General features: G+C 72.6%; 15 protein-coding genes. 9 read left to right on the forward strand and 6 right to left on the reverse strand.

Annotated features, from left to right (window positions below; genetic code table 11):
• The 6 genes from IE313_RS11515 to IE313_RS11540 are packed head-to-tail and all read left to right on the forward strand — an operon-like array spanning position 1 to position 6,238.
• Entirely contained in the window at positions 1–264 is a 264-nt protein-coding gene (locus IE313_RS11515; protein WP_189930898.1) for an acyl carrier protein, read from the forward strand.
• A complete protein-coding gene (locus IE313_RS11520; protein WP_189930899.1) occupies positions 261–1,724 on the forward strand; it encodes an ATP-grasp domain-containing protein in 1,464 nt (487 codons plus the stop codon). Before IE313_RS11515 ends, IE313_RS11520 begins: the two co-directional genes overlap by 4 nt.
• Positions 1,721–2,737 (forward strand): Gfo/Idh/MocA family protein, encoded by a 1,017-nt coding sequence (locus tag IE313_RS11525; RefSeq protein ID WP_189930900.1) that lies wholly within the window; start codon positions 1,721–1,723, stop codon positions 2,735–2,737. The genes IE313_RS11520 and IE313_RS11525 overlap by 4 nt, the downstream gene beginning before the upstream one ends.
• Complete coding sequence (locus IE313_RS11530) at positions 2,734–3,738, forward strand: phosphotransferase family protein (RefSeq protein ID WP_189930901.1); 1,005 nt, start codon at positions 2,734–2,736, stop codon at positions 3,736–3,738. Before IE313_RS11525 ends, IE313_RS11530 begins: the two co-directional genes overlap by 4 nt.
• Entirely contained in the window at positions 3,735–4,835 is a 1,101-nt protein-coding gene (locus IE313_RS11535; RefSeq protein WP_189930902.1) for a hypothetical protein, read from the forward strand. The genes IE313_RS11530 and IE313_RS11535 overlap by 4 nt, the downstream gene beginning before the upstream one ends.
• Positions 4,823–6,238: a condensation domain-containing protein gene (locus tag IE313_RS11540; protein ID WP_189930903.1), complete on the forward strand. Its 1,416-nt coding sequence runs from the start codon at positions 4,823–4,825 to the stop codon at positions 6,236–6,238. The genes IE313_RS11535 and IE313_RS11540 overlap by 13 nt, the downstream gene beginning before the upstream one ends.
• Positions 6,239–6,271: 33 nt before the next feature.
• Here the strand turns inward: IE313_RS11540 and IE313_RS11545 are convergent, their stop codons facing one another.
• On the reverse strand, positions 6,272–6,787 hold the full coding sequence (locus IE313_RS11545) for a hypothetical protein (RefSeq protein ID WP_189930904.1): 516 nt from the start codon (positions 6,785–6,787) through the stop codon (positions 6,272–6,274).
• 254 nt (positions 6,788–7,041) lie between these two features.
• Here IE313_RS11545 and IE313_RS11550 point away from each other — a divergent pair, with 254 nt between their 5' ends.
• Positions 7,042–8,451 carry an aminotransferase class V-fold PLP-dependent enzyme gene (locus IE313_RS11550; RefSeq protein ID WP_229924534.1) on the forward strand — a complete coding sequence of 470 codons (1,410 nt, stop codon included), beginning with the start codon at positions 7,042–7,044 and terminating at the stop codon, positions 8,449–8,451.
• 47 nt (positions 8,452–8,498) lie between these two features.
• On the opposite strand, the gene IE313_RS11555 is transcribed toward IE313_RS11550, so the two are convergent.
• The 5 genes from IE313_RS11555 to IE313_RS11575 all read right to left on the reverse strand — a co-directional run bounded on the left by IE313_RS11555 (position 8,499) and on the right by IE313_RS11575 (position 17,208).
• Complete coding sequence (locus IE313_RS11555; protein WP_229924535.1) at positions 8,499–10,235, reverse strand: ATP-binding cassette domain-containing protein; 1,737 nt, start codon at positions 10,233–10,235, stop codon at positions 8,499–8,501.
• Between the two features lie 184 nt (positions 10,236–10,419).
• Positions 10,420–12,612, reverse strand: coding sequence for an AfsR/SARP family transcriptional regulator (locus tag IE313_RS11560; protein WP_229924536.1), 2,193 nt, complete (start codon positions 12,610–12,612; stop codon positions 10,420–10,422).
• A gap of 372 nt (positions 12,613–12,984) precedes the next feature.
• Entirely contained in the window at positions 12,985–13,617 is a 633-nt protein-coding gene (locus IE313_RS11565; RefSeq protein WP_229924537.1) for a TetR/AcrR family transcriptional regulator, read from the reverse strand.
• Between the two features lie 990 nt (positions 13,618–14,607).
• Positions 14,608–15,717 carry an ABC transporter substrate-binding protein gene (locus IE313_RS11570; RefSeq protein WP_189930906.1) on the reverse strand — a complete coding sequence of 370 codons (1,110 nt, stop codon included), beginning with the start codon at positions 15,715–15,717 and terminating at the stop codon, positions 14,608–14,610.
• 144 nt (positions 15,718–15,861) lie between these two features.
• The gene (locus IE313_RS11575) at positions 15,862–17,208 is read right to left on the reverse strand and encodes an ATP phosphoribosyltransferase regulatory subunit (protein WP_189930907.1); all 1,347 of its coding nucleotides are present in this window, start codon (positions 17,206–17,208) and stop codon (positions 15,862–15,864) included.
• Positions 17,209–17,658: 450 nt separating this feature from the next.
• Here IE313_RS11575 and IE313_RS11580 point away from each other — a divergent pair, with 450 nt between their 5' ends.
• Together IE313_RS11580 and IE313_RS11585 are read left to right on the forward strand one after the other, a co-directional pair.
• Positions 17,659–19,080, forward strand: a complete 1,422-nt coding sequence (locus IE313_RS11580) for a sulfatase-like hydrolase/transferase (RefSeq protein WP_189930908.1) — start codon at positions 17,659–17,661, stop codon at positions 19,078–19,080.
• A 257-nt stretch (positions 19,081–19,337) separates the two neighbouring features.
• Positions 19,338–20,333, forward strand: coding sequence for a ParB/RepB/Spo0J family partition protein (locus tag IE313_RS11585; protein ID WP_229924538.1), 996 nt, complete (start codon positions 19,338–19,340; stop codon positions 20,331–20,333).
• Positions 20,334–20,693: the final 360 nt, after the last annotated feature.

A 20,693-nucleotide genomic window follows, 5' to 3' on the forward strand; every position in this document is an offset into this window, starting at 1 on the left:
ATGAGCCACCCAGTCAACGTCGTGGAACGGGTCAGGAAGGTACTCGCCGAGGTGCTGCCGGGAGAGCTCCAGGCGCAGGACATCCCGGAGGACGCCGACATGGTCACCGAACTGGGACTCGACTCGCTGACCGCCATCGAGTTCCTGCTCCGCGTCGAGGACGAGTTCGACATCGAGCTGGACTACGAGAACCTCAGCCTCGCCCAGCTCACGTCCGTCCGGCAGTTCTCCGCGGAAGTGATCGGCCGGGAGACCCCTGCATGAGCGGAGTGACCGGCACCGGGCCCGCGCGGCCACCGCACCGATCGGAGCGGCGGCCCGCCGCGGCCGGACACCCCGCCGAGTCCCCGCCGGGGCGCCCGGCGCCGGTGCGGGCCGTCCGGTTCGGCTCCTTCGACGCGGAACGGCACTGGCGCCCGGCCGACCTGGCGAACCTGCCCAGGCTGACCTCGCCGGGCACCGAGAGCCTGATCGCGGGCCTGGACGAGACACTGGCCGCCGCCAGCGGTCCCGACGACCTCCTCATCACCCGCAATCCCCTCGGCCGGGCGCACGTCGACGCCCTCGGCGCGGCCGGCATCACCTTCCGGCACGCCACGGCCGGCGGCGGCCCGGCCGGGGACCTGCCCGGGGGCGGTGCGCACCCGCGGGGAGCGGACCCGGTCCCGGAGGGTGTGGAGGAGGCACTGCTGCACGACCGCGCGCTCCAGGCCGCCATCGCCCGGGCCGAGGCCCTGCGGCCCTTCGCGGTGCTGGAGGCGACGAGCCGGCTCACCCACCAGCCGGACATGCCCCATGCCCTGCCCGACTACGACACCGTGGTCGAGGTCAACGGCAAGGCCTGGTCCTCCGCCCTCGCCGACCGGCTCGGCCTGCCCGGCGCCGGCACGGTGGTGCGCTCGGCGGCCGAGCTCCAGGAGACCGTCACGGCCCTGGCGGCCGCCGCGGACGCCGAGCCCGTCGTCCTCGTCAAGGACCCCTACGGCGTCGCCGGCCGCGGCACCATCGAGCTGTCCACCCCCGGCTCGCTGGCGCGGCTGGTCCGCCGGCTGCGCGCCCAGGAGGAGCAGGGGCTGCGCGTGGAGCTGCTGGTGCAGCGCCGCTACGCGCGCGCACACGACTTCTCCGGGCACCTGACCGTGGCCCCGGACGGCACCTGGAGCCTGCTGGGCATCCAGAGCATGACCAACGACGGCTACCGCTACGGCGTCTCCCGCCCCGCCCCGCAGGACCTCGTCGAGGACCTCGACCGCCGCGGCTATCCGGACATCCTCGAGGCCACGGCCCTGGCCCTGGCGCAGGCGGGCTACTCGGGTCCGGCCTGCGTGGACTCGATGACGCTGCGCGACGGCGGCTGGGTGCCGGTCCTGGAGATCAACGCCCGGATGTCGATGGGCCTGCTGACCCTGGAGCTGGACCGGCGCGCCCGCCGGTCGGGCCTGCACGCCCACCTGTGGCAGCACGACGTCACCATCGCCGGTGACGCGGACATCGACACGCTGCTGTCCGCGCTGGACCGCGAGGGGCTGCTGTGGCGGGGCGGGGCGCGGCCCGGCGTGCTGCCACTGGCCGGCGGCACCCTGTGCGCGCCGCGCGGCCGTCTGGTGTGCGCCGCGTTCTGCGCCGCGGAGGACTTCCCCGCCTGGCGCGACCGCACCGAGCAGTGCGCCCGCGGCATCGGTGTGGGCACCCTGCCGCCGACCGCCCGCAAGGCGGTGGCATGACCCTCGGCATCGGCCTGATCGGCGCCACCGGCATCGCCACCCGCACCATGATCGCCCCGAGCCGGCACTACTGGGACGCGGCCGTGCTCGCGGTGGCCGCCTCCGACCACGAGCGTGCCGCCGCCTACGCGCACGAGCACGACATCCCCCACCTGCACCCCGGCTACCAGGACGTCATCGACGACCCGGACGTGAACCTGGTCTACGTGTCCCTGCACAACTCGGGCCACGCGCCGTGGGCCGCCCGGGCCGCGGCCGCGGGCAAGGCCGTCGTCGTCGAGAAACCGCTGTGCCTCACCACCGAGGAGCACGCCGGGATCATCGCGGCCGCGGGCGGCACCCCCGTCCTGGAGGCCCTGCCCACCCTGGGCCACCCGTGGCACGCCGTCGTGCGGGACGCCGTCCTCTCGGGCCGCTACGGGCCGCTCAGGGAGGTGCGCAGCGGTTTCGCGTTCGCGGTGCCGCACAGCACCGGCTACCGGCTGCGCCCCGAACTCGGCGGCGGCTGCTTCTTCGACGCCGCCGCCTACTGGCTCCAGGCGCTCCAGGACACCGTCGGCCTGGACGGACCGGGGTCCCCCGGCTACGAAGGACGCTCCGACTTCTCCGGTCCCGCCGGAGTGGACACCGCCTTCTCCGCGACCCTGCACCTGCCGCACGGCACGACCGCGCACCTGGACTGCTCCTTCGGAGCCCAGCACAGGGCCGAGCACACGTTCGTCTTCGCCGAGGCGTCGCTGCGGGTCCGGGGCGTCCTGCTGCCCACCAGGGGCGCCCTGCCGATTAACATCGTCACCCGCACGAAGGACGGACGCACCACCGTCACCCGCACCGAGGCGATCTCCTACTACCAGCAGCAGTTCGCCCGCATCCGCGGTCTGATGCACGACGAGAGCGGCCCGTGGGGCGCCGAGCTCACGGCCTCCGGGCCCCGGATCGCGCTGATGGCCGCCATCCACGAGCACGCCCGACAGTCAGCGACCTCCCGGCCCGCCAAGGAGCAACGCACGTGAGTGAACACCAGCAGACCGTCAGGAACGCGGTGGCCGCCGCCCTCGGCTCCGAGGACGACGCCGCACGTGCCGCGTACACGACCCTGGCCGGCGGCACGTACAACACCGTCGTACGGGTCGACCTCCCTGACGGCCGCTCCTTGGTGGTCAAGATCCCGCCGGCCCCGGGCACGCCGGGCCTCGGGTACGAGCAGGGGCTGCTGCGCAACGAGGCCGTCTACTACCGGGCCGCCGCGGCACTGGAAGGGGTCCCGGTCCCCGAGGTCGTCGCCACCGACACCACCGGCCCCCGCCCGTACCTGGTCATGTCGGCCCGCCCCGGCGTCCCGTGGACCGAGGCGGCCCCGCTGAAGGTGCGGCGTGAAAGGCCGGCGCTGCGCCGCGAACTGGGCCGGATCGTGGCCCGCCTGCACGGTGTGACGGGGCCCGGCTTCGGCTACCCGGGCGAGCCGTTCGGTCCGCTGGAGACCGGGTGGCGGCGGGCGTTCACCGCGATGCTCGACGGTGTCCTCGGCGACGCCGAGCGCTACCGCGCCGAGCTGCCCGTCCCGGTGCGCCGCGTCCGCGAGCTGCTGGCCTCGGTCGAGGACGTCCTCGACGACGTCACCCGCCCGGCCCTCGTCCACTTCGACCTGTGGGAGGGCAACATCCTGCTGGCCGCCGAGGGCGGCGCGCACGGCGTCAGCGGGATCATCGACGGCGAGCGGATGTTCTGGGGCGACCCGCTGGCCGACTTCGTCTCCCTCGCCCTGTTGGCCGGGATCGAGGACGACCCGCACTTCCTGGCCGGCTACGCGCAGGAGGGCGGGGCCGTCTCCTTCGACGGCTCGCAGCGGCTCCGGCTCGCGATGTACCGCAGCTACCTGTACCTGATCATGCTGGTGGAGGCGGAGCCCCGGCAGCACGACGCTGACCAGCGGGACTGGGCCCGCAAGACGGTGGCGCCCGAACTGGCCGCGGCCCTGCGCGAGATCGAGACCGGTGCGAAGGAGCGCGCATGATCGCGGTGCTGACCTCCGGAGTGGCGCTCGGGGTCCATGTCCCGGGTCTGCTGCTCGCCTCACGGCTGCGCGAACGCGGCGCCGACGTCCGTATCGACGTGCTCGAAAGGCACCTCCCCGCCGACCGGCTCACCTCCGTCGCGGCCTCGCGGAAGCTGTTCCACAGCGACTTCCGCACCGCCCGGGTCGGCCAGCGCCTGGCGTCCGACCCCGCCGACGGCATCCCGGAAGGGGCCCGTGCGGAGCTGGAGCGGGCATGGGAGGAGGACGGCGTGCGCGTGTTCGTCGTCTTCTCCGGCTTCTGGCTCGGCATCGTCGACCACTACGTCCACCGCCACCTCGCCGACCGGCGGCCCGGCGGCCCCGCGCCCCGGGTGGTGATCTGCCACGTCGACTCCACCACGTCGCCGTCCTTCCGGCGCAGCGCGGCGCAGCAGAGCGGTGCCGAGGTGGTGTGGCTGGCCTCCGCCGCGCAGGGCACCCTGCCGTGGACGATCCCCGTCGACACCAGGCCGCCCGTCCCCTGGGGGCAGCGCACCGGCCGGCTCCTGGTGCACGGCGGCGGCTGGGGCATGGGCACCTACCAGGAGCGCGGGCAGCAGCTCGCGCAGGCGGGCCACCTCCTCGACCTCGTCATCCACGAGCGGGACCCCGCCGTGCCCTGGGCCCGCTGCTTCCTGATCGAGCCCGACTGGCACCCCTGGCACGACGACGGCTACCCGCCGCTGGCCCGTATCGCCCCAGGCCAGTCGCCCGACGTGCTCACCTACCGGCGCGGGCGCACCCACCACACCGCCTTCGACCTGATGCGCGAGGCGCGTGCCGCGGTGAGCAAGCCCGGCGGCGGCACCATGCTCGACAGCCTCTGGTCGGCGACCCCGCTGGTCCTCCTGGAGCCGGTCGGAGCGCACGAGGGGGAGAACGCCCGGCTCTGGAAGGACCTGGGGTTCGCCATCGACTTCGAACAGTGGCGCGCCGACGGGTTCGACGCCGCGCGCCTCGAACCCCTGCACCGCGCACTGCTCGACGCCAGGTCACGGCCGCGTGACCTGGCGGCCGCCCTTGCCGAGGACGAGGAATCCCTATGCTCCGCATGAAGCTGCGCCAGGCGGATCCCGAGGCCACCCCGCTGGCGACGTACACGCAGGAGGAACGCCTCGTCAACGGCCGTGCCACGCACGTCCTCAACAACGTCCTCGTCTCCGGGTGCGACATCGAGGGCCCCCTGGACCCGGCGCGCCTGCGCGCCGCGTTCGTCGCACTCCAGCACAGGCACGACGCCCTGCGCCTCACCTTCCCCGGCCGGCCGGGGCAGCCCCTCGCGGTGGTCCTGCGCCCGCCCGAGGAGGTGGACTTCCGCGTGCTGCACGTCGAGGACGACCCGGCAGGCGCCGAGGCGGCCGCGCACCGGCTGATCGCCGACGCCGCGGAGGAGCCGTTCGACCTGGCGCGGGGCCCGCTCGTCAGGCTGCTGTGCATCCGCGTCTCGCCGACCCGGCACTACACCGGTTTCGTCCTCGACCACGTCATCGCCGACGGCGAGTCCTGCCGCATCCTCACCGAGGACCTGTTCGCGCTGTACGAGGCGGACGGCTCCGCGTCGGACGCGCTGCCCGAGCTGCCCTACGGGTTCCTCGACTACGCCTACTCGGAGCGGTGCTTCCTGCGGGGCAGGGACCTGGAGCGGCTGCTGGCGTACTGGCGCCGCAAGCTGGACGGCGTGGGAACGCTGCCCGATCACCTGCTGCACGACCCGCGGTCCACGGGCACCGAGCCCGCCCGGCTGCGGGTGGAGCGCTTCACCATCGACCGCACCCTGTACGAGGGCATCGGGCGCTCCGTCCGCAGCCAGCGAGCCACCTTCGCCGCCGCCTGCTCGGCCGCCCTGAAGATCACCATGCGGGAGTGGCGGCTGCGGCTCGGCCTGCCGGAGGAGCGCGCCGCCGACGTCGCCGTCACGGCGTCGCTGGCCAACCGCAACCATCCGCAACTGCGTCGTGCGGTGGGCTACTTCGCCACACCGTGCGTCCTGCGCACCGACCTCTCGGGGGACCCCAGCCTGGCGGAGGCCGTCCGGCGGGAGACCACGACCATCTTCGGGGCGCTCGGGCACCAGGCACTGCCCTGCGCCCTGATGACCAAGGAGATCGACCCGCCGCGCTACGGCATCCGGCACACCGCGCCGCTGAGCCATGGCCCGCGGTACGCGAACTTCGACGTGTCGCAGGTCAGCACCGCCAGGAGCATGCGGTACGGCGGGCTCACCGTCGATGCCATCCGCATCCCGCGCAACGAGGTACCGCGCGGTGGCATCCGGCTCCTCGTCCGCGACGCCGGTGACACCGCCCTGGCCGAGGTCCGCACGGACGCCCGCCACCACGGCGCCCCGTGGACCAGGGCGTTCCTGGAGGACTACGTCGCCGTGCTGCGCAGCTACGCGGAACAGCCGGACCTCCCGCTCACCCGGGCCGTGCCGAGGACCGCGCCGACGGGGGCGTGAGGCCCGGCGGGCCGCCCCGGCCCGCGCCCGGCCTCAGCCCCGGGACACCTGAGCCTGCATGTGCACCAGCCCCACGACCCCGAACTCCAGGACGACGGGCAGCGTCCGGCCCGCGGTGACGCCGTGCACGTGGGCGACGCGTATCCGCGGCCCGTGGTCCGCGCCGAAGCCGGTGCTGCCGCCCGGCAGGATCTGGACGCCGCCGCCGGTCATGGCCCCGCTCGCCCTGCCGCCACCGCCGACGAGGGTGCCGCGCCCGCCGCCCGGGGTGCCCACCATGTCCAGATGCTCCGCCACGCTGCCCGAGTTCGCCACCGTCATGGACAGCATGCCGGAACCCGAGGCGTCGAGGTGCGCCACCGGGCGGGTGATGCGCAGGTCGACGCCGTTCGCACCGACGTGGATGCCGCCGCGGGCTCCGGTGCCGGAGCCGTCGCGCGCGGAGGCGGGGGAGCCGGTGGGGTGGCCGCACCCGGCCAGCAGGGCGACCAGCGCACCCACGGCCGCGAGGGACCTGCGGGTACGGGCGTGCACACCGTCCTGAGTCATGTGTGCATCATGCAGCACCGCGCGCGACGGCCTGTGCCCGGGGCCGCGGGCACGACGGGCGCGGGCGGGCCGGGGGCGCGGGCGGGGCTGCCGCGGGCGGGCCGGGGCGTGAGCCGGTGGGCCCGCGGGCGCGCAGCCACCGGCCCCGCACACCCCGGCCGACCCCACCCCACCACGAGCCGTTCGCCGGAATAGGGGGGCGCGATGGTGCAATGTGCCCGTTAACGATCATTACCGGGCCATACGGTGGGTATGTGTGCGACAATCTGACTTTAGCCCGCCTGCGTGCGACCGAATACGGTTATCTGGACGAGAACCGCCATGTGTACCTCGACCACACCGGCGCAGGTCTTCCCGCGAGATCCCAGTTGGCGAGGCAGGCGGAGCGAATATCCTCCGGCTGCTACGGCAACCCGCACTCCGAGAACCCCACCTCGGCGGCGTCCGAACAGCTCCTCACCGGGGCCAGGCGCGCGGTGCTGCGGCACTTCAACGCCGACCCGCAGCAGTACGCCGTCGTCTTCACCCCGAACGCCACCGGCGCCATGCGGCTCGTCGGCGAGGGCTACCCGTTCGGACGCCGGCGCCGGCTCGTCCTGCCCCTGGACAACCACAACTCCGTCAACGGCCTGCGGGAGTACGCGCGGGTGCGGGGCGCGAGGACGGTCTACGTACCGCTGGACACCCCCGATCTGCGGTTGTCCGACGGCGCCCTGCACACCGCCCTGGCCGACGCGAGGCGCCGGCGCCCCCGCGCGGGCACCGCCCCCGCCGGCCTGTTCGCCTACCCGGCGCAGAGCAACTTCAGCGGTGTGCAGCACCCCCTGGAGTGGATCGACGCGGCGCACTCCCTCGGGTACGACGTGCTGCTCGACGCCGCCGCCTACGTCCCCGCCAACCGGCTCGACCTCGGTGCGGTGCACCCCGACTTCGTGGCCGTCAGTTGGTACAAGGTGTTCGGCTACCCCACCGGCGTCGGCTGCCTGATCGCGCGGCGGGCGGCGCTGGCGCGGCTGAACCGGCCGTGGTTCGCCGGCGGCACCATCCACGTCGTCAGCGCCCAGGGGCAGTGGCACCGCATGGCGGACGACGAGTCGGCCTTCGAGGACGGCACGCTCAACTTCCTCAGCATCCCGGACGTGCAGGTCGGCCTCGACTGGATCGGCGGCATCGGTGTGGACGCGGTGCACGAGCACGTCAGGGCCCTCACCGGCCGGCTGCTGCGCGGGCTGCGGGAGCTGAGGCACACCTGCGGCGCGCCGATGGTCCGCCTCTACGGACCCGCGGGCACCGAGCGGCGCGGCGGCACCGTCGCCCTCAACTTCCTCGACCCGCTGGGACGGATCGTCGACGAGCGGATCGTGAGCCGGGACGGTGCCGCGCGCAACATCTCGCTGCGGACCGGCTGCTTCTGCAACCCGGGCGCCGGGGAGGCGGCGTTCGGCATCGGGATGGCCGCGCTGCGCCGCGCCGTGCGGGGCAGGCCCGGCACCATCGACGACTACCTGTCCCGGCTCGACCTGCCGTCCGGGGGTGCGGTGCGGGTGTCGGTGGGGGTGTCGTCCAACCTCCGCGACGTCGAGACGTTCCTGGAGTTCGCCGGGGACACCTACCGGGACCGGAGCCCGGACACCGCGGGCCTGCCGCCGCGGCTGCGCTGCTGACCGCCGCGGCCCGGCCGGACCCGGGACCCGGCCCGCCGCGTACGGCGTCAGGCCCGGTCCGCCCTGCGGCACCTGCGGAGCAGCACCGCCCACGTCCCCGCGAGGAGGACGAGGGTGAAACCGGCCAGCACCAGCCAGCCCAGTGCGGCGGGGCGGCCGAAGCTGTCGCCGTAGGCGGCCAGCAGCGGCGGGCCGAGCGGCGCCCCGCCGTGCGCCCACAGCCCTTCGAGCCCGACACCGCTGCCGAGCGCCTCGTAGGCCCAGCGGTTCGTCATGGCGTAGCTGAGCGCCGTGCCCGGCCACGCCATCTGCGGGACGGGCACGAACGCTCCGGAGAACAGCACCTGGGGGAAGCAGAGCATCGGCAGCAGCAACGTGGCCTGGCCGGGCGCGGACACCGCGGCGGAGGCGAGCAGCCCCAGCGCCAGTGCGGCGGCCGAGGACAGCAGGGTGGTCGTGAACAGGGACCCGTACACGCTCCAGCCCCCGGCCGGCAACCGGTCCAGCGCCCTCAGCACCGCGAGCAGCAGCGCGTCGGCCGCCGCGAGCACCGGCAGCAGCACGGTGAGCTTCGACAGCACGTACGGGCCCACCCGGAGCACCGTGAGACGCTCCCTGCGCACCACCGGCAGCTCGGTGCAGATCTGGAGGAGTCCGTAGGTCAGACCGAAGAAGAACCCGCCGAAGGCGATCCAGAAGAGGATCATCGCGGACGTGCCGGGGTTGGGCGCCTGCGGGTCGAAGGCGCCGGGCCGGAACAGCACGGCGAACATCGCCACGATCATCACCGGCGACCCGGCCAGCACGGCCAGGGTGAGGCGGTCGCGGAGCAGTATCTCGGCATGGCGCCGGGTGAGCAGGGCCCACTGCCGCCCCGGGCCGAGTCCGGCGGCCCGCCGCGTGCTGCCCGCCGGGCCGCCGCGCCGGGCCGCGCCCGCGAGCGGGCCGGCCGGCCCATGCCCCGCCCCGGTGCGGTCCTGGCCGTGTCCGGATCCGTGCCGGGCCGGGGCGGTCCGTGCCGGGTCCGCGGCTGCACGGTAGGCGTCCTCGACCGTCCCGACGCCCAGGGCCGCGCACAGTCCCTCGGGAGGCCCCGTGTAGACCGCTGCACCGTCCGGCGACAGGAAGACCACCTGATCGCCGCGGAGCAGGTCGGACGGCGTGTGGGTGGTCAGGACGACGGTCGTGCCCGCCGCTGCGACCTCCCGCAGGACCGACATCAGCTCGGCACCCGCGGCCGGGTCGAGGCCCGACGTCGGCTCGTCCAGGAAGAGCACGCCGGGCCTGGTGAGCAACTCGACCGCGACACTGACCCGCTTGCGCTCCCCACCGCTCAGCGACCCGACCGGCTGCCGCGCCCGCTCGACCAGACCGAGCGCCGCGAGCACCCGCGCCACGGCCGCGTCCACCGCCGCGGGCGGTGTGCCGGCCGGCATGCGCAACCGGGCCGCGTACTCCAGGGTCCGCGCCACCGGCAACTGCCGGTGGATGATGTCGTCCTGCGGTACGAAGCCGAGCGTGGCACGCAGCCCGCGGGGTTGCGCACCGTCGTACAGCACCCGCCCCTCGGCGGGCTCGCGTATCCCGGCCAGCGTCTCCAGCAGGACGGTCTTCCCCGCCCCGCTGCTGCCCGCTATCACGGTCAGCTCACCGGGTCCGGCCCTGAGGGTTATCCCGCACAGCACCTCCCGTGCGGCCCGCGTCCGCACCCTGACCCCCCGAGCCTCTATGAACAGCCCGGCCGCTCTTCCTGCCTGCTCGTCCGTGCCCATCGGTGTACGCACACCGCCAGCATGGCACGCGGTTCCGCGCGCATGTTCGGTCCCCGAGTTCTGGGAGGGGGCGTTCCGGGTGCGGAGGGGGCGGACGGTAGCCGCAGGGGTTTGAGGGCCGGGGGAGCGGTGTGCGGCCACCGGTGCCGTGGTCGGTGCGCTGCCCGCGGCGGCGGCGCCCGGCATGCGCCGCTTGTCAGCGTCCGCGCGGCGGGTGATCCGCGAATCCCTGGAGCAGCGCGCTGTGCCACGGTGCGCGGGACGGGGACCCGGATCCTGGCGGTGGGGCCCCGGGCGCTCCCGGGTGCGGGCCGGCCGGCCCCCGCAGCTTCCCCAGCGCCTTGTCGAGCCGGTCGGCCATGTCCTGGTGGTGGCTTTCGCGCAGCCGCCGGTCCAGGTCGGCCAGCGTCTCGGCCTCGGTGGCCAGCCAGGCCGCGGCGGCGCCGGCCGCCGCGGAGTTGAGCTCGGTGGCGACGTACAGGTAGTGGTGGGCGAGCTGGCGCAGCGCGGTGGTGCGGATGGACTCCGGCTCGTGCTCCACGGCGAGTTCGAGGGCGTAGACGCGCAGCAGTTCGTGCAGGTGGTACCGGTCGGTCCGGCTCTCCGCCACCATGTGGGCGGCGGAGAGCCGGTCGAGGAGGTCCCTGGTCTCCTTGAGGGGCAGTGCGGCGAGCGCGGCCGCCGAGGTGGCGGTGAAGGCCGGCCCCGGGTGTGTGCCGAGCAGTCTGAAGAGCCCCTGGGCCCGGGCGTCGAGGGCGTCGTAGGAGCGTGCCAGGGCGGCACGGACGCTGGTCCCCGGCTCGCAGTCCCTGCCCAGCGCGTCGAAGCGGCTGGGGCCGGAGCGCAGGGCGCAGAGGATGTCGTTCAGGGAGAGCGCGGGGCGGTAGGCGGTCCTGGCCCCCAGCACGGCGAGGGCGAGGGGCAGGCCCCCGCAGAGCCGTACGATCTCGTCGGCGGCGGCGGGCTCGGCGGCCGCGCGTGAGCCGCCGAGCCGCTGGGCGAGCATGCTGCGCGCCTCGGCGTTGCCGAGCGGCGCGAGCGTCACCGGGACGGCCTGGTGGGTGGTGACGAGTGCGGGCAGGTGCCGGCGGCTGGTGACGATCACGGCGCAGCCGCTCGCCCCCGGCAGCAGGTCGCGCACCTGCTCGGAGCTGCGCGCGTCGTCCAGCACCACGAGCAGCCTGCGGTCGGCGACGAGTTCGCGGAAGAGCGCCGAACGGGCGCGGACGCCGGCCGGGATCGACTCCTGGCGGATCCCGAGGCTCACCAGGAAGTCCGCCAGTACGCTCGTCGGCTCGCGGGCGTCGCCGCCGAAGCCGAAGCCGCGCAGGTCGGCGTAGAGCTGTCCGTCGGGGAACCGGTCGGCGAGGCGGTGTGCCAGCCGGACGGCGAGGGCCGTCTTGCCCACTCCCGCCATCCCGCCGAGGACGATCGTCACCATCGTCCGCGCGGACGACCTGCGGTCGATCAGGTACTCCATCCAGTCCAGCTCCTCCTCCCGGCCGGTTAAGTGGGGAAGGTCGGCCGGGAGCTGGGAGCGGATGGCGGGTTCGCCGCGGCGGCCGCCCGGCGCGCGGTTGCGGTCGTGCGCGGGTGCCGCGGTGAGCCCGTCGGTGAGGATGAGTTCGTGCAGGCGCCGCAGGTTCGCGGACGGGCCGACGCCCAACTGCTGCTGGAGCCTGTGGCTCACCGTGTGGAACGCGGCGAGTGCCTCCGTCTGCCGGCCCGCGCCGTGCAACGCGGTCATCAGCAGCTCGCAGAAGCGCTCCCGCGACGGATGCGCCCGCACCAGGGCGGAGAGTTCGGCGGCCGCCTCGACGTACAGGCCCCGCTCGACGTCGCAGGCGAGCCGCTCCTCGATGGACGCGAGCCACAGCTCGCTCAGCGCGCCGCGCTGGACCTCGGCGTGCGGCCCGGGCACGCCGGACAGCGCCGCCCCCCGCCATAACCCCGTCGCCCTGGCGAACCCGGTCGCCGCCGCGTCCAGATCACCGGCGCCGCGGGCGGCCCTGGCCTCGGACATCAGGCGCCTGAACCTGTTCAGGTCGAGGGCGTCCGGCTCGAAGGCCAGCGAGTACCCGCCGCCCACCAGGCGCAGACGGCCGGCGCCCTCTTTGCCGAGCATCTGCCTGAGCCGGTAGATGTACGTGCGGATGGAGCCGACGGCCGAGGACGGCGCGTCCTCGCCCCACACGTCGTCGACCAGCTCCGGCAGGTCCACCGGCGCCCCGCCGCGCAGCAGGAGCGAGGCGAGCACCGCACGCTGGCGGGGCTGGCCGGGGCCGACCTCGATCTGGCCCCTGAACACGCGAAGCGGGCCGAGCAGCGAGAAACGCACGTCCGCACACAACGTTCTATACCGCCTTCGGAACAGAACTACATCGTCCATACAGCAGTCGGTTGCCGTTGCGCATGATTGCCCACCATCACACTGAAGAGCAGCCAGAACATCCGCACCATATCGTGGTGCACCCCGAGGGGAACAGGTAAACAGGACCATGCGGTCTATGTTTGAGACGCGCACCGACGCGGGCAGGAGAGGCGTGGTGCCCGCACGGCCGTTCAACTGCGCCACGGGCGGGCCGGGCCGAGGGCGTGGGGGCGGGACCGCGGTGTTTCCGTGTGCGACGCCCGCGGTGTCGGTGGTGTCGGCGGTGTCTCCAGCGCGTGTGCGGCACACGAGGGCCCCGCACGGCCTTGGCAACCATATCGACGTGCAGGACGGGCGGCCCCGTCCCGAACCGCCCGGCCGAGCGCGGCGTCAGACCTTCGGGGTGAACGTCCTGACGTGGGCGATGGCCATGTTCAGCGCGGTCCTCATGGGCGAGGCGTCACGCGTCGTACGGGCCAGCACGTATCCGCCCTGCACGGCGGCCATGAGCGCGGTGGCCAGTGCGCGGGGATCGGCGTCCGGCCGGAGTTCGCCGTTGTGCCGCATGCGTTCGAGGCCCGAGTGGAGCAGTTCCTCCCAGTCCTCGAAGAACTCCGCGAGGGCGGAGCGCGCGTCGTCGTCGTGGTCGGCCAGCTCGTTGGCCAGCGATCCCATCGGGCAGCCGTAGGCGCCGCCGTGCAGGGCCGTGTGGCCGACGATCGCGTCCCGCCACCGTTCGAGCCCGCGGATGGAGTCGAGGCGCCGCAGAAGGCGCCGCTGGTCGTCCAGGCGCTTGCTCGCCTGGAACTCGACGACCTCGTGGACCAGGGCATCCCTGTCGGGGAAGTGGCGGTAGAGCTGCGACTTGCTCGTGCCACTGGCCGCCCTGACCTCATCGAGGGTGGTGGCGTTCACGCCTTTCACCCGCATGAGTTCCGCGGCCGTCTCGACGATCCGCGTCCTCGTGACCCTTCCGCGCGCCGTCAGCCGTGCGGTTTCTTCCTTGCCTCTCTGCACCCCCACGAAATCCAGGTTATCGAGACGAGGGTCGGCGCGACCAGTTCAGGATCATCACCCGGCCGGGTAATAACCGGTCGACGGAACGCCGGGGGAACGCCCTGCCCTGGCAATGGGCCCGGTCGGTCCGCAACGCCCCGTTTCTTCTTGTGCGCCGGTGGCGGGAATTCAGCGATTACCGGGTGCGCCCACCGGGTGCCACCCGGCCGTTTCGGGAAAAAACCTCACGTACGGCAATGTGTTTTCACGCTGGCCCGAGGAGTGCGCGGCCACTTCCCCGGGCGGAGGGCTCCGGCCGGTCGGCGCGGTGGATGCCCGAGCCGGCCGAACCCCTTGGCCGAGCGGCGCTGCGCCCGCCGGGTCGGCAAGTGGGCGCGACCAGGAGCGCCCGCCGGACGGCGGACGCGGGCCGCGCCTCCTCGGGTGGCCGGCCTGCGCGTTCGCCGGCGGGTCGCCGCGCACCCGCCCGTCGGCCCACCGGGCACCCGGGCGCTGCGCGCCGGGGCGGGCCCGTGCGCGCGCCGGCGCCGCGCCGCCGTACCGGCCCTTTCCTTCGAGCCCTGCCGTACGGGGGTGTGTGCGGAATTCGGGAACGTGTGCGGCACGTCCGCTTACGGTGAACCGGCCGAGGAGTTCCTGTCTGGAAGGTGTCGGTACAGCCGGGACTTTCCGGTGGCGTTCGCCTTCATCACATCGTCGTGACGCGTGCTCGCGGCACCGGGCGCAAAACCCCGGGGTTCGACCGCGCATACGATCCGGTCGGCGGTCGACTTCTACTCGTGCAGCCGGTCGGCGAGAACGTTTGACCGCCGGTGCCGTCCCCTGTGGGATTCTGCCTTATCGCGCATAATTATCGTGCCGTAAGTGCTCGGTTCCGCCGCACAGGACACAGCTTTCCCGCAGGGAGGCAACGGCCGGCGGGACCAGGAGATCCGGGCCCCGCCGCGTCCGGCCCGGGGCCGAACGCCGGGGGCCGAACGCCGGGGCCGGTGGCGGTTACACGTGTGTCCGCCCGTGGTAGACCGCGTCCAGCACGCTGTTGTCGACGATCCTGTCCGCGTCGGGCAGGTCCTTGACGCCCGCCGCGCGCAGGCCGGCGTACATGGGCCCGCCCAGCCGCTTCGCGTCCATGCGGAACATGCCCTTCTCGCGTGTCAGGGCGCTCTGCATGAAAGGTATCTGGATCTGGTTCTCCCGGATCTCCCGATTGAGCTCAAGGCCGGTGTCGGCGCCGTACTTCTCGACCACCAGGTGCGCCGCACGCGCGGGGTCCTTGGCGTTCTCCTGCCAGCCGCGCAGGGTGGCGCGCATGAAGCGCTCCATCACGTCCCTGCGCTGCCGCAGGAACGAGCGCTTGCAGTAGACGATGGTCGCGTAGGCGGGCATGCCCAGTGACTCGTAGGTGACCGCCACGTAGTCCTTGTCCTTCTTCATCTTGTACTTGGACTCCAGCGCGATCGGCTCGCTCGTGACGTAGCAGGTCATGACCTTGCCCTGCTTCTCGACGAGCGCTTCCACATCGAAGCCGATCGGGATGAACTGGTAGTCCGGCTTCAGCCCCGCGAGTTTGAAGAGGGCGTTGACCTGCGGTTTCGAGCCCTGCTGGGCCAAGATCTTGGCACCGACGAGATCGCGGGGCTCGCGCACCGGGTCGGACGCGAGCGAGAGCAGCCCGCCCGGGTTCGTCTGGAACCCGGACCCGATGGTCACGAAGTCGTTCCCCTTCGCGATCGCCTGGAGGAGGACCTGCATGTTGGCGTGCACACCGATGTCGGCCTGGCCGTTGGCGAGCAGCGAGGTGGAGTCGGGGGTGTTCGGGCCCCCCGCCTCGAACTCGACGGTGAGGTTCTCCTTCGCGTAGTAGCCGGCCGAGTCCGCGATGAAGAAGCCGGCGAACCCCACGTCCTTGAGCCAGCCGAGCGCCACCCGCACGTGGTCCGTCGACGGGGAGCCCTTGGCCGCGCCGGTGCTGTCGCTGCACGCGGCGAGCAGGGGAGCGCCGAGGGCGGCGGCCCCCGTGGCACCGGCCGCGCGCAACAGCCGTCGGCGGGACCAGGCGGGCGAGGACTCGGTCTGCCGGACACTGCGGTTTATGGGCATGGGCATGATGAACGGCCTTTTCGTGTGGGGTGGTACGGAGGGGGAGGAGGGGGCGCCCGGTGAACGGGGCGTGCCGGGGAGCGCACGGAGGAGGGGGAGGGGTGGGGGGCCGCGGTGCAGCGGGTGCCTGCGCCTGCCGAGGTGCCCGCCTCACACCTTCAGCACCCAGGTGCCGCTCTGGTGGCTGCTGAGCAACTCCTGGATCGCCTGCCGCTCGTCCGCGTCGGGGTGCCGGACGGTGATCCGGTCGCCTTCGACGAGGACGAACCCGTGGCCGGCGTAGAACTCGCTCTTGAAGACCGCCGACCACTTGCGGCGCGGGAGCCGCATCACGGAGCTCTGCACGCCGTGGTCGCGGAGCGCGGAACGGATGTCGCCGGCCACCGACCGCTGCGGACCGGCGCCCGGGGCGGTGTCGGCGCTCCCGGAGTCCGCGGCGGCGTCGGCGCTCCCGCAGTCCGCTGGTCCCGCGGTGCCCGCCGGGCACTCCACGAGCAGGATCACCTTGCGCTGCGGCGGCTCGGCCGGACAGAGGTTCGCGAGGACGGTCAGGCTGATGCCCAGACAGGCCGCGGGCACGTCACGGCTGTTGAACGCCCTGCACAGGTGGTCGATCCGGCCGCCGTCGATCATGGAGAAGGGCTCGGCGCGGCCCGGGGCGGTGAGGAACATCTGGTAGGTCACGCCCGAGTAGTGCCCGGTGCCGTGCAGGTCGGCCAGGTTCACGTACATCGGAAGCCCGGGCAGCGCCTCCGCCGTCTCGGCGGCCGTCGCCAGCAGGGCGGCGGCCTCCTCACGCACCCGGGCATCCTCAACGGGTGCGATCGAGGCCCGGAACTCGGCGAGCGGCATGCGTCCGCGCCTGAACAGGGCGGTGACCAGCTCCCGGTCCCGGGTGGTGAGCGAGGTGCCGGCGAGCAGGCCCTCGATGTCCTTGCCGCTGAAACGGATCTCCTGGGCGAGATCCGGTGCCAGCCGCGCGAACACATGGGCGTTGGCGAACTGGATGAAGGCCACGTCGACACCCGGGACCTGAGCCAGCATCTCGTGCGCGGTCGTCAGGATCTCGGCGTCGGCGTGCGGGGAGGGCAGCCCCCAGGTACCGAGCACGGCATGGTCGAACTGCCGCCGCCATCCCGGGACGTCGAGCTGTCGGTCCCGGAAGACCGACGAGACCTGGGCCAGTTTGAGGGGGGTGGGGGAGGGCAGGTCGGCGACGAACCGCGACATCCCCATGGCCAGATCGGCCTGCAGGACGAACCTGGACCCCTCCTTCGGCCGGTGCACCTCGAAGATCCGGCTCGGATGGACCCTGGTCGCCGCGAGGTACCGGTCGCGGACCTCCACGGCCGCCGTGCGGATCTCCCTGAAACCGAATGACTCCGCGGTCGAAATGAAGCAGGCTTCCAGCCGGCGCAGCGTTCGGGACTCGTCGTCCAGGATGTCGAAGAAACGGGGTACTCGGCTTTCGATGCTCCGCACGCTTTTGAGTCCCATTCGTACCGTGGTGGACGGACGATCATGCACGTTAACGACAAGACTCTGCGGGCACAAGCGGATTGCCGGTCAACCGTGGTGGTGCGGGGCGGGCAGCCGCTTCGTCGGGCGGCGGAGGGCGACGAGAAGCCCCGATCTGCCACAGCCCGTCCATAACGTCACATCAACATACCCCGAACCTGCATCTCGCGACAGGTTCGCCCGTCCTGCGGCAAGATTGCCGACGGCGACCGAACGACGGGTGACGGGCGTACCATCGGCGTGCGCCGGAGCATTTCCCGTCTGAAGGTCCCGCCGTACGACGCGACCGTCCATTGGACGGCGCGCAACCGACCTGTCGTCGAAAGACCGGAAGCACCATCGACCCCCGCTCGACCGAGCTCAATCGGTTCGAACGTTTTGTCATGCCTTGCGCCATGACGAAGGTTATGGGCCAGAGAAGGGACTACCGTGGGCAACGAAAGCCACTACGACCACGTTGTGCTGATTTCCCTCGACACGCTGCGCAGCGATGCCCTTTCCGTCCACCCGAATCCGCTGTGGCCGCACGACCACAAGGACGTTCACCCCGTACGCACCACGGTACTTGACGACCTTGCACGCGGCGGTGCCTATTTCCCCAACATGATCAGCGCCGCGCCGTACACGGCGGCGGCGCACGGCGCCATCTTCACCGGTCAGTACCCCCTGCACAACGGCATCCACGAGTTCTACAACGGCTCGCTGCGTGCGCCGTCGGTGTTCACCTACGGTCGCCGAGCAGGGCGCAGCACCATCCTGAAGACCGACTTCCCGATCATCCTCGGCCCGCAACTCGGCTTCACCCGCGACGTGGACACCTACCTCGTGGAGGACGACGACGCCTTCATCGAGGCGGTCATCGACTCGGAGTCCACCCTGGCCTGCGCCCACTTCGGGGGCGTGCACGTGCCGTACGGCTTCCACAACCTCACCTTCGGCGGCGACGACTACCGGCAGAAGGTCGCCGAGCTGACCGCGGGGCTCCCCGAGTCGCTGCCCTTCAACGACCTGCTCGTGGAGAGCCACCGCAACCCGGAGGACACCGAGCTGCTGGTGAGCTACAAGCGGGCCACCGCCTACATGCACTCCCAGGGCGAGTACGACCGGCTGATGCAGCTCTACCTCGAAGGTGTCGAGTACTTCCTGGAGAACCGCTTCGCGCCGTTCGTCGAGCGGCTGAGGGAGCGGATGGCCGCGGCCGGCAAGCGCATGCTGCTGGCGGTCTTCGCCGACCACGGCGAGGCGTTCGACGAGCGCACCAACGGCCACTTCAACTCGATGGCGGAACCGGTGCTCAGGGTGCCGCTGATCATCTCCGGCGACGGCGTCGAGCCCGGTATGCACACCAACCGGATCCGCACCATCGACGTCGCCCCCACCGTGCTCGACCTCGCGGGCATCCGCACGGCCGCGACCGGCGTCTTCGACGGCCGCTCGCTGGCCGCCGTCGCGCGCGGCACGGAGGCTCTGGACGGCGACGCGCCCGCCATCGCCGAGTCCTACAACGCGGAGCTGAACGACTTCGTCGCCTACCAGAAGCGCCAGCTCTCCGGCAGCACGCCGGGCCCGCTCCAGCACTTCCTGGTCGGGCACGCGGCGTACCTGGACGACAAGCGCGTCGTCCGGCTGACGCGCCACTACAGCGACTGGTTCCTGAAGACCACGCCGACCGACATGTCCTGGGTGGAGCGGTTCGACGCCGACGGCATTCCGCACCGCGATCCGGACGCCGACGGAAGCGAGCTGTTCGCCATGCTCGACGACTACCGCACGGCGCTGCGGGAACCCGACCAGGTGCCGTTCACCGACGAGATCCGGGGCCAGCTCCGGTCCCTCGGCTACTCGGTCTGACCTTCCGGCGGCCCGGGCCCGCCGCTCGAACGCACCGGGAGGGAGCAGCGCGCCGTCCCCGCGCAGACCGGCCCGCACCCCGGGACGGCCGCGGGTCCGGTGCTGCTCCCCGGCGGGGTAGATCCGATGTCGATCGATTGTGAACACCCGAATGCCATCCTCCGTTTCGTGGAGTCCGTCATCCAGGTCATGGAGGCTCGGTGTCACTCGTCGAGGAAGGTGCTGGGTGTCCGGTTGAGGAACCGGCCCTGCACACGGTGTCGATCGATTCGCTGTCCATCGAGGGTTCCCCGCGTCTGACCGGCGTTGATCCGGGGCACGTCCAGTTGCTGCTGGCGTCGGACGCGGAAACCTCCCCGGTACTCGTGCACCGGCGCACCATGCGGGTCATCGACGGGGTGCACCGGGTCCAGGCCGCGCTGGCGCGTGGCCGGCGGGAGATCGCAGTACGGTTCTTCGACGGCTCCGAGGCGGACGCCTTCGTGCTGGCCGTGCAGAGCAACGTGCGCCACGGCCTGCCCCTGTCGCTCTCCGACCGTACGGCGGCCGCGGCACGGATCATGGAGTCGCACCCGCAGTGGTCGGACCGCGCGATCGCGCGCGTCAGCGGTCTGTCGCCGAAGACCGTCGCCGCCGTCCGGCGTCGTTCGACCGAGGACCTTCCTCAGTCGAACACCAGGATGGGCACGGACGGCCGGGTCAGGGCGATGAACGCCGCCGAGGGCCGGCGGCTGGCCGGCCAGATGATCGAGGCCCATCCCGGCGCGTCGCTGCGCGAGGTCGCCAAGGCGGCCGGAATCTCCGTGAGCACCGCCCACGACGTCCGTGAGCGCCTGCGGGCGGGAGACGACCCGGTTCCCGCCCGCAGCCGGCGCAAGAAGGTCGCGCCGGCCGAGGCGGCGGGCCCCGACGGCGTGGTGAGCAGGGTCGCGGACGTCACGCCGATGCGGCCCGCGGGACCGCGCCTGGTGCACGGCGGCGACCGCGGCCCGAACCACCTGCACGTCCTGCGGAAAGACCCCTCGCTCCGTTTCACGGAGAACGGCCGGGCCCTGTTGCGGCTGTTCGACACGCGTACGCAGTTCGAGGAGATGCGGAATCGGCTGGTCGAGTGCGTGCCGCCGCACTGCCGGGATTTGGTGGTCGCGCTCGCCGATGATTACGGCCGCTTTTGGCAGGAGTTCGCGTCGGAGTTGCGGATCGCCCACGACAGTGGCGAAGGTCCGGAGGGCGAACGCACGGCTGAGAACTGACCAGAAGAGGAGTTCATTTGCGCCGAACCCGAACACTCCACGCATGCGGCCGACGCCGCCCGGATCGCCGCGAAACGGCCGGACAGGAGCTGTTCGGGATCGTTCGGGTGACCCGGCCGGCCGCCGTTCGTGCAGCCGTTTCGCGTCGCGAACCCGATGCGGTGCGATACGGCTGTGTTGCGAAGGGCAGGGGCGGGGTAAAGTTCTTGGAGAAGCGCGCTTGAAGGAAATGCACCTGCTGATTCACCTGGGACCCGGGCAACAGAGCCGGAGTCGTGGCCGCATGCTGGAGAGGGTCTGCCGATGCGCTGCTACGGTGGGCTCGGCCAAGGGCTCAACAGATCTCATGAGTGCTTCTCG

It is taken from the genome of Streptomyces sulfonofaciens (assembly GCF_014656295.1).
GTDB classification, from domain to species: Bacteria; Actinomycetota; Actinomycetes; order Streptomycetales; family Streptomycetaceae; genus Streptomyces; species Streptomyces sulfonofaciens.

Bases quoted from the DNA above. Each gene is read 5' to 3' on its own strand.
- IE313_RS11515 (WP_189930898.1), top strand. From the start codon at position 1: ATGAGCCACCCAGTCAACGTCGTGGAACGGGTCAGGAAGGTACTCGCC.
- IE313_RS11520 (WP_189930899.1), top strand. From the start codon at position 261: ATGAGCGGAGTGACCGGCACCGGGCCCGCGCGGCCACCGCACCGATCG.
- IE313_RS11525 (WP_189930900.1), top strand. From the start codon at position 1,721: ATGACCCTCGGCATCGGCCTGATCGGCGCCACCGGCATCGCCACCCGC.
- IE313_RS11535 (WP_189930902.1), top strand. From the start codon at position 3,735: ATGATCGCGGTGCTGACCTCCGGAGTGGCGCTCGGGGTCCATGTCCCG.
- IE313_RS11540 (WP_189930903.1), top strand. From the start codon at position 4,823: ATGCTCCGCATGAAGCTGCGCCAGGCGGATCCCGAGGCCACCCCGCTG.
- IE313_RS11545 (WP_189930904.1), bottom strand. From the start codon at position 6,787: ATGACTCAGGACGGTGTGCACGCCCGTACCCGCAGGTCCCTCGCGGCC.
- IE313_RS11560 (WP_229924536.1), bottom strand. From the start codon at position 12,612: ATGGACGATGTAGTTCTGTTCCGAAGGCGGTATAGAACGTTGTGTGCG.
- IE313_RS11570 (WP_189930906.1), bottom strand. From the start codon at position 15,717: ATGCCCATGCCCATAAACCGCAGTGTCCGGCAGACCGAGTCCTCGCCC.
- IE313_RS11575 (WP_189930907.1), bottom strand. From the start codon at position 17,208: ATGGGACTCAAAAGCGTGCGGAGCATCGAAAGCCGAGTACCCCGTTTC.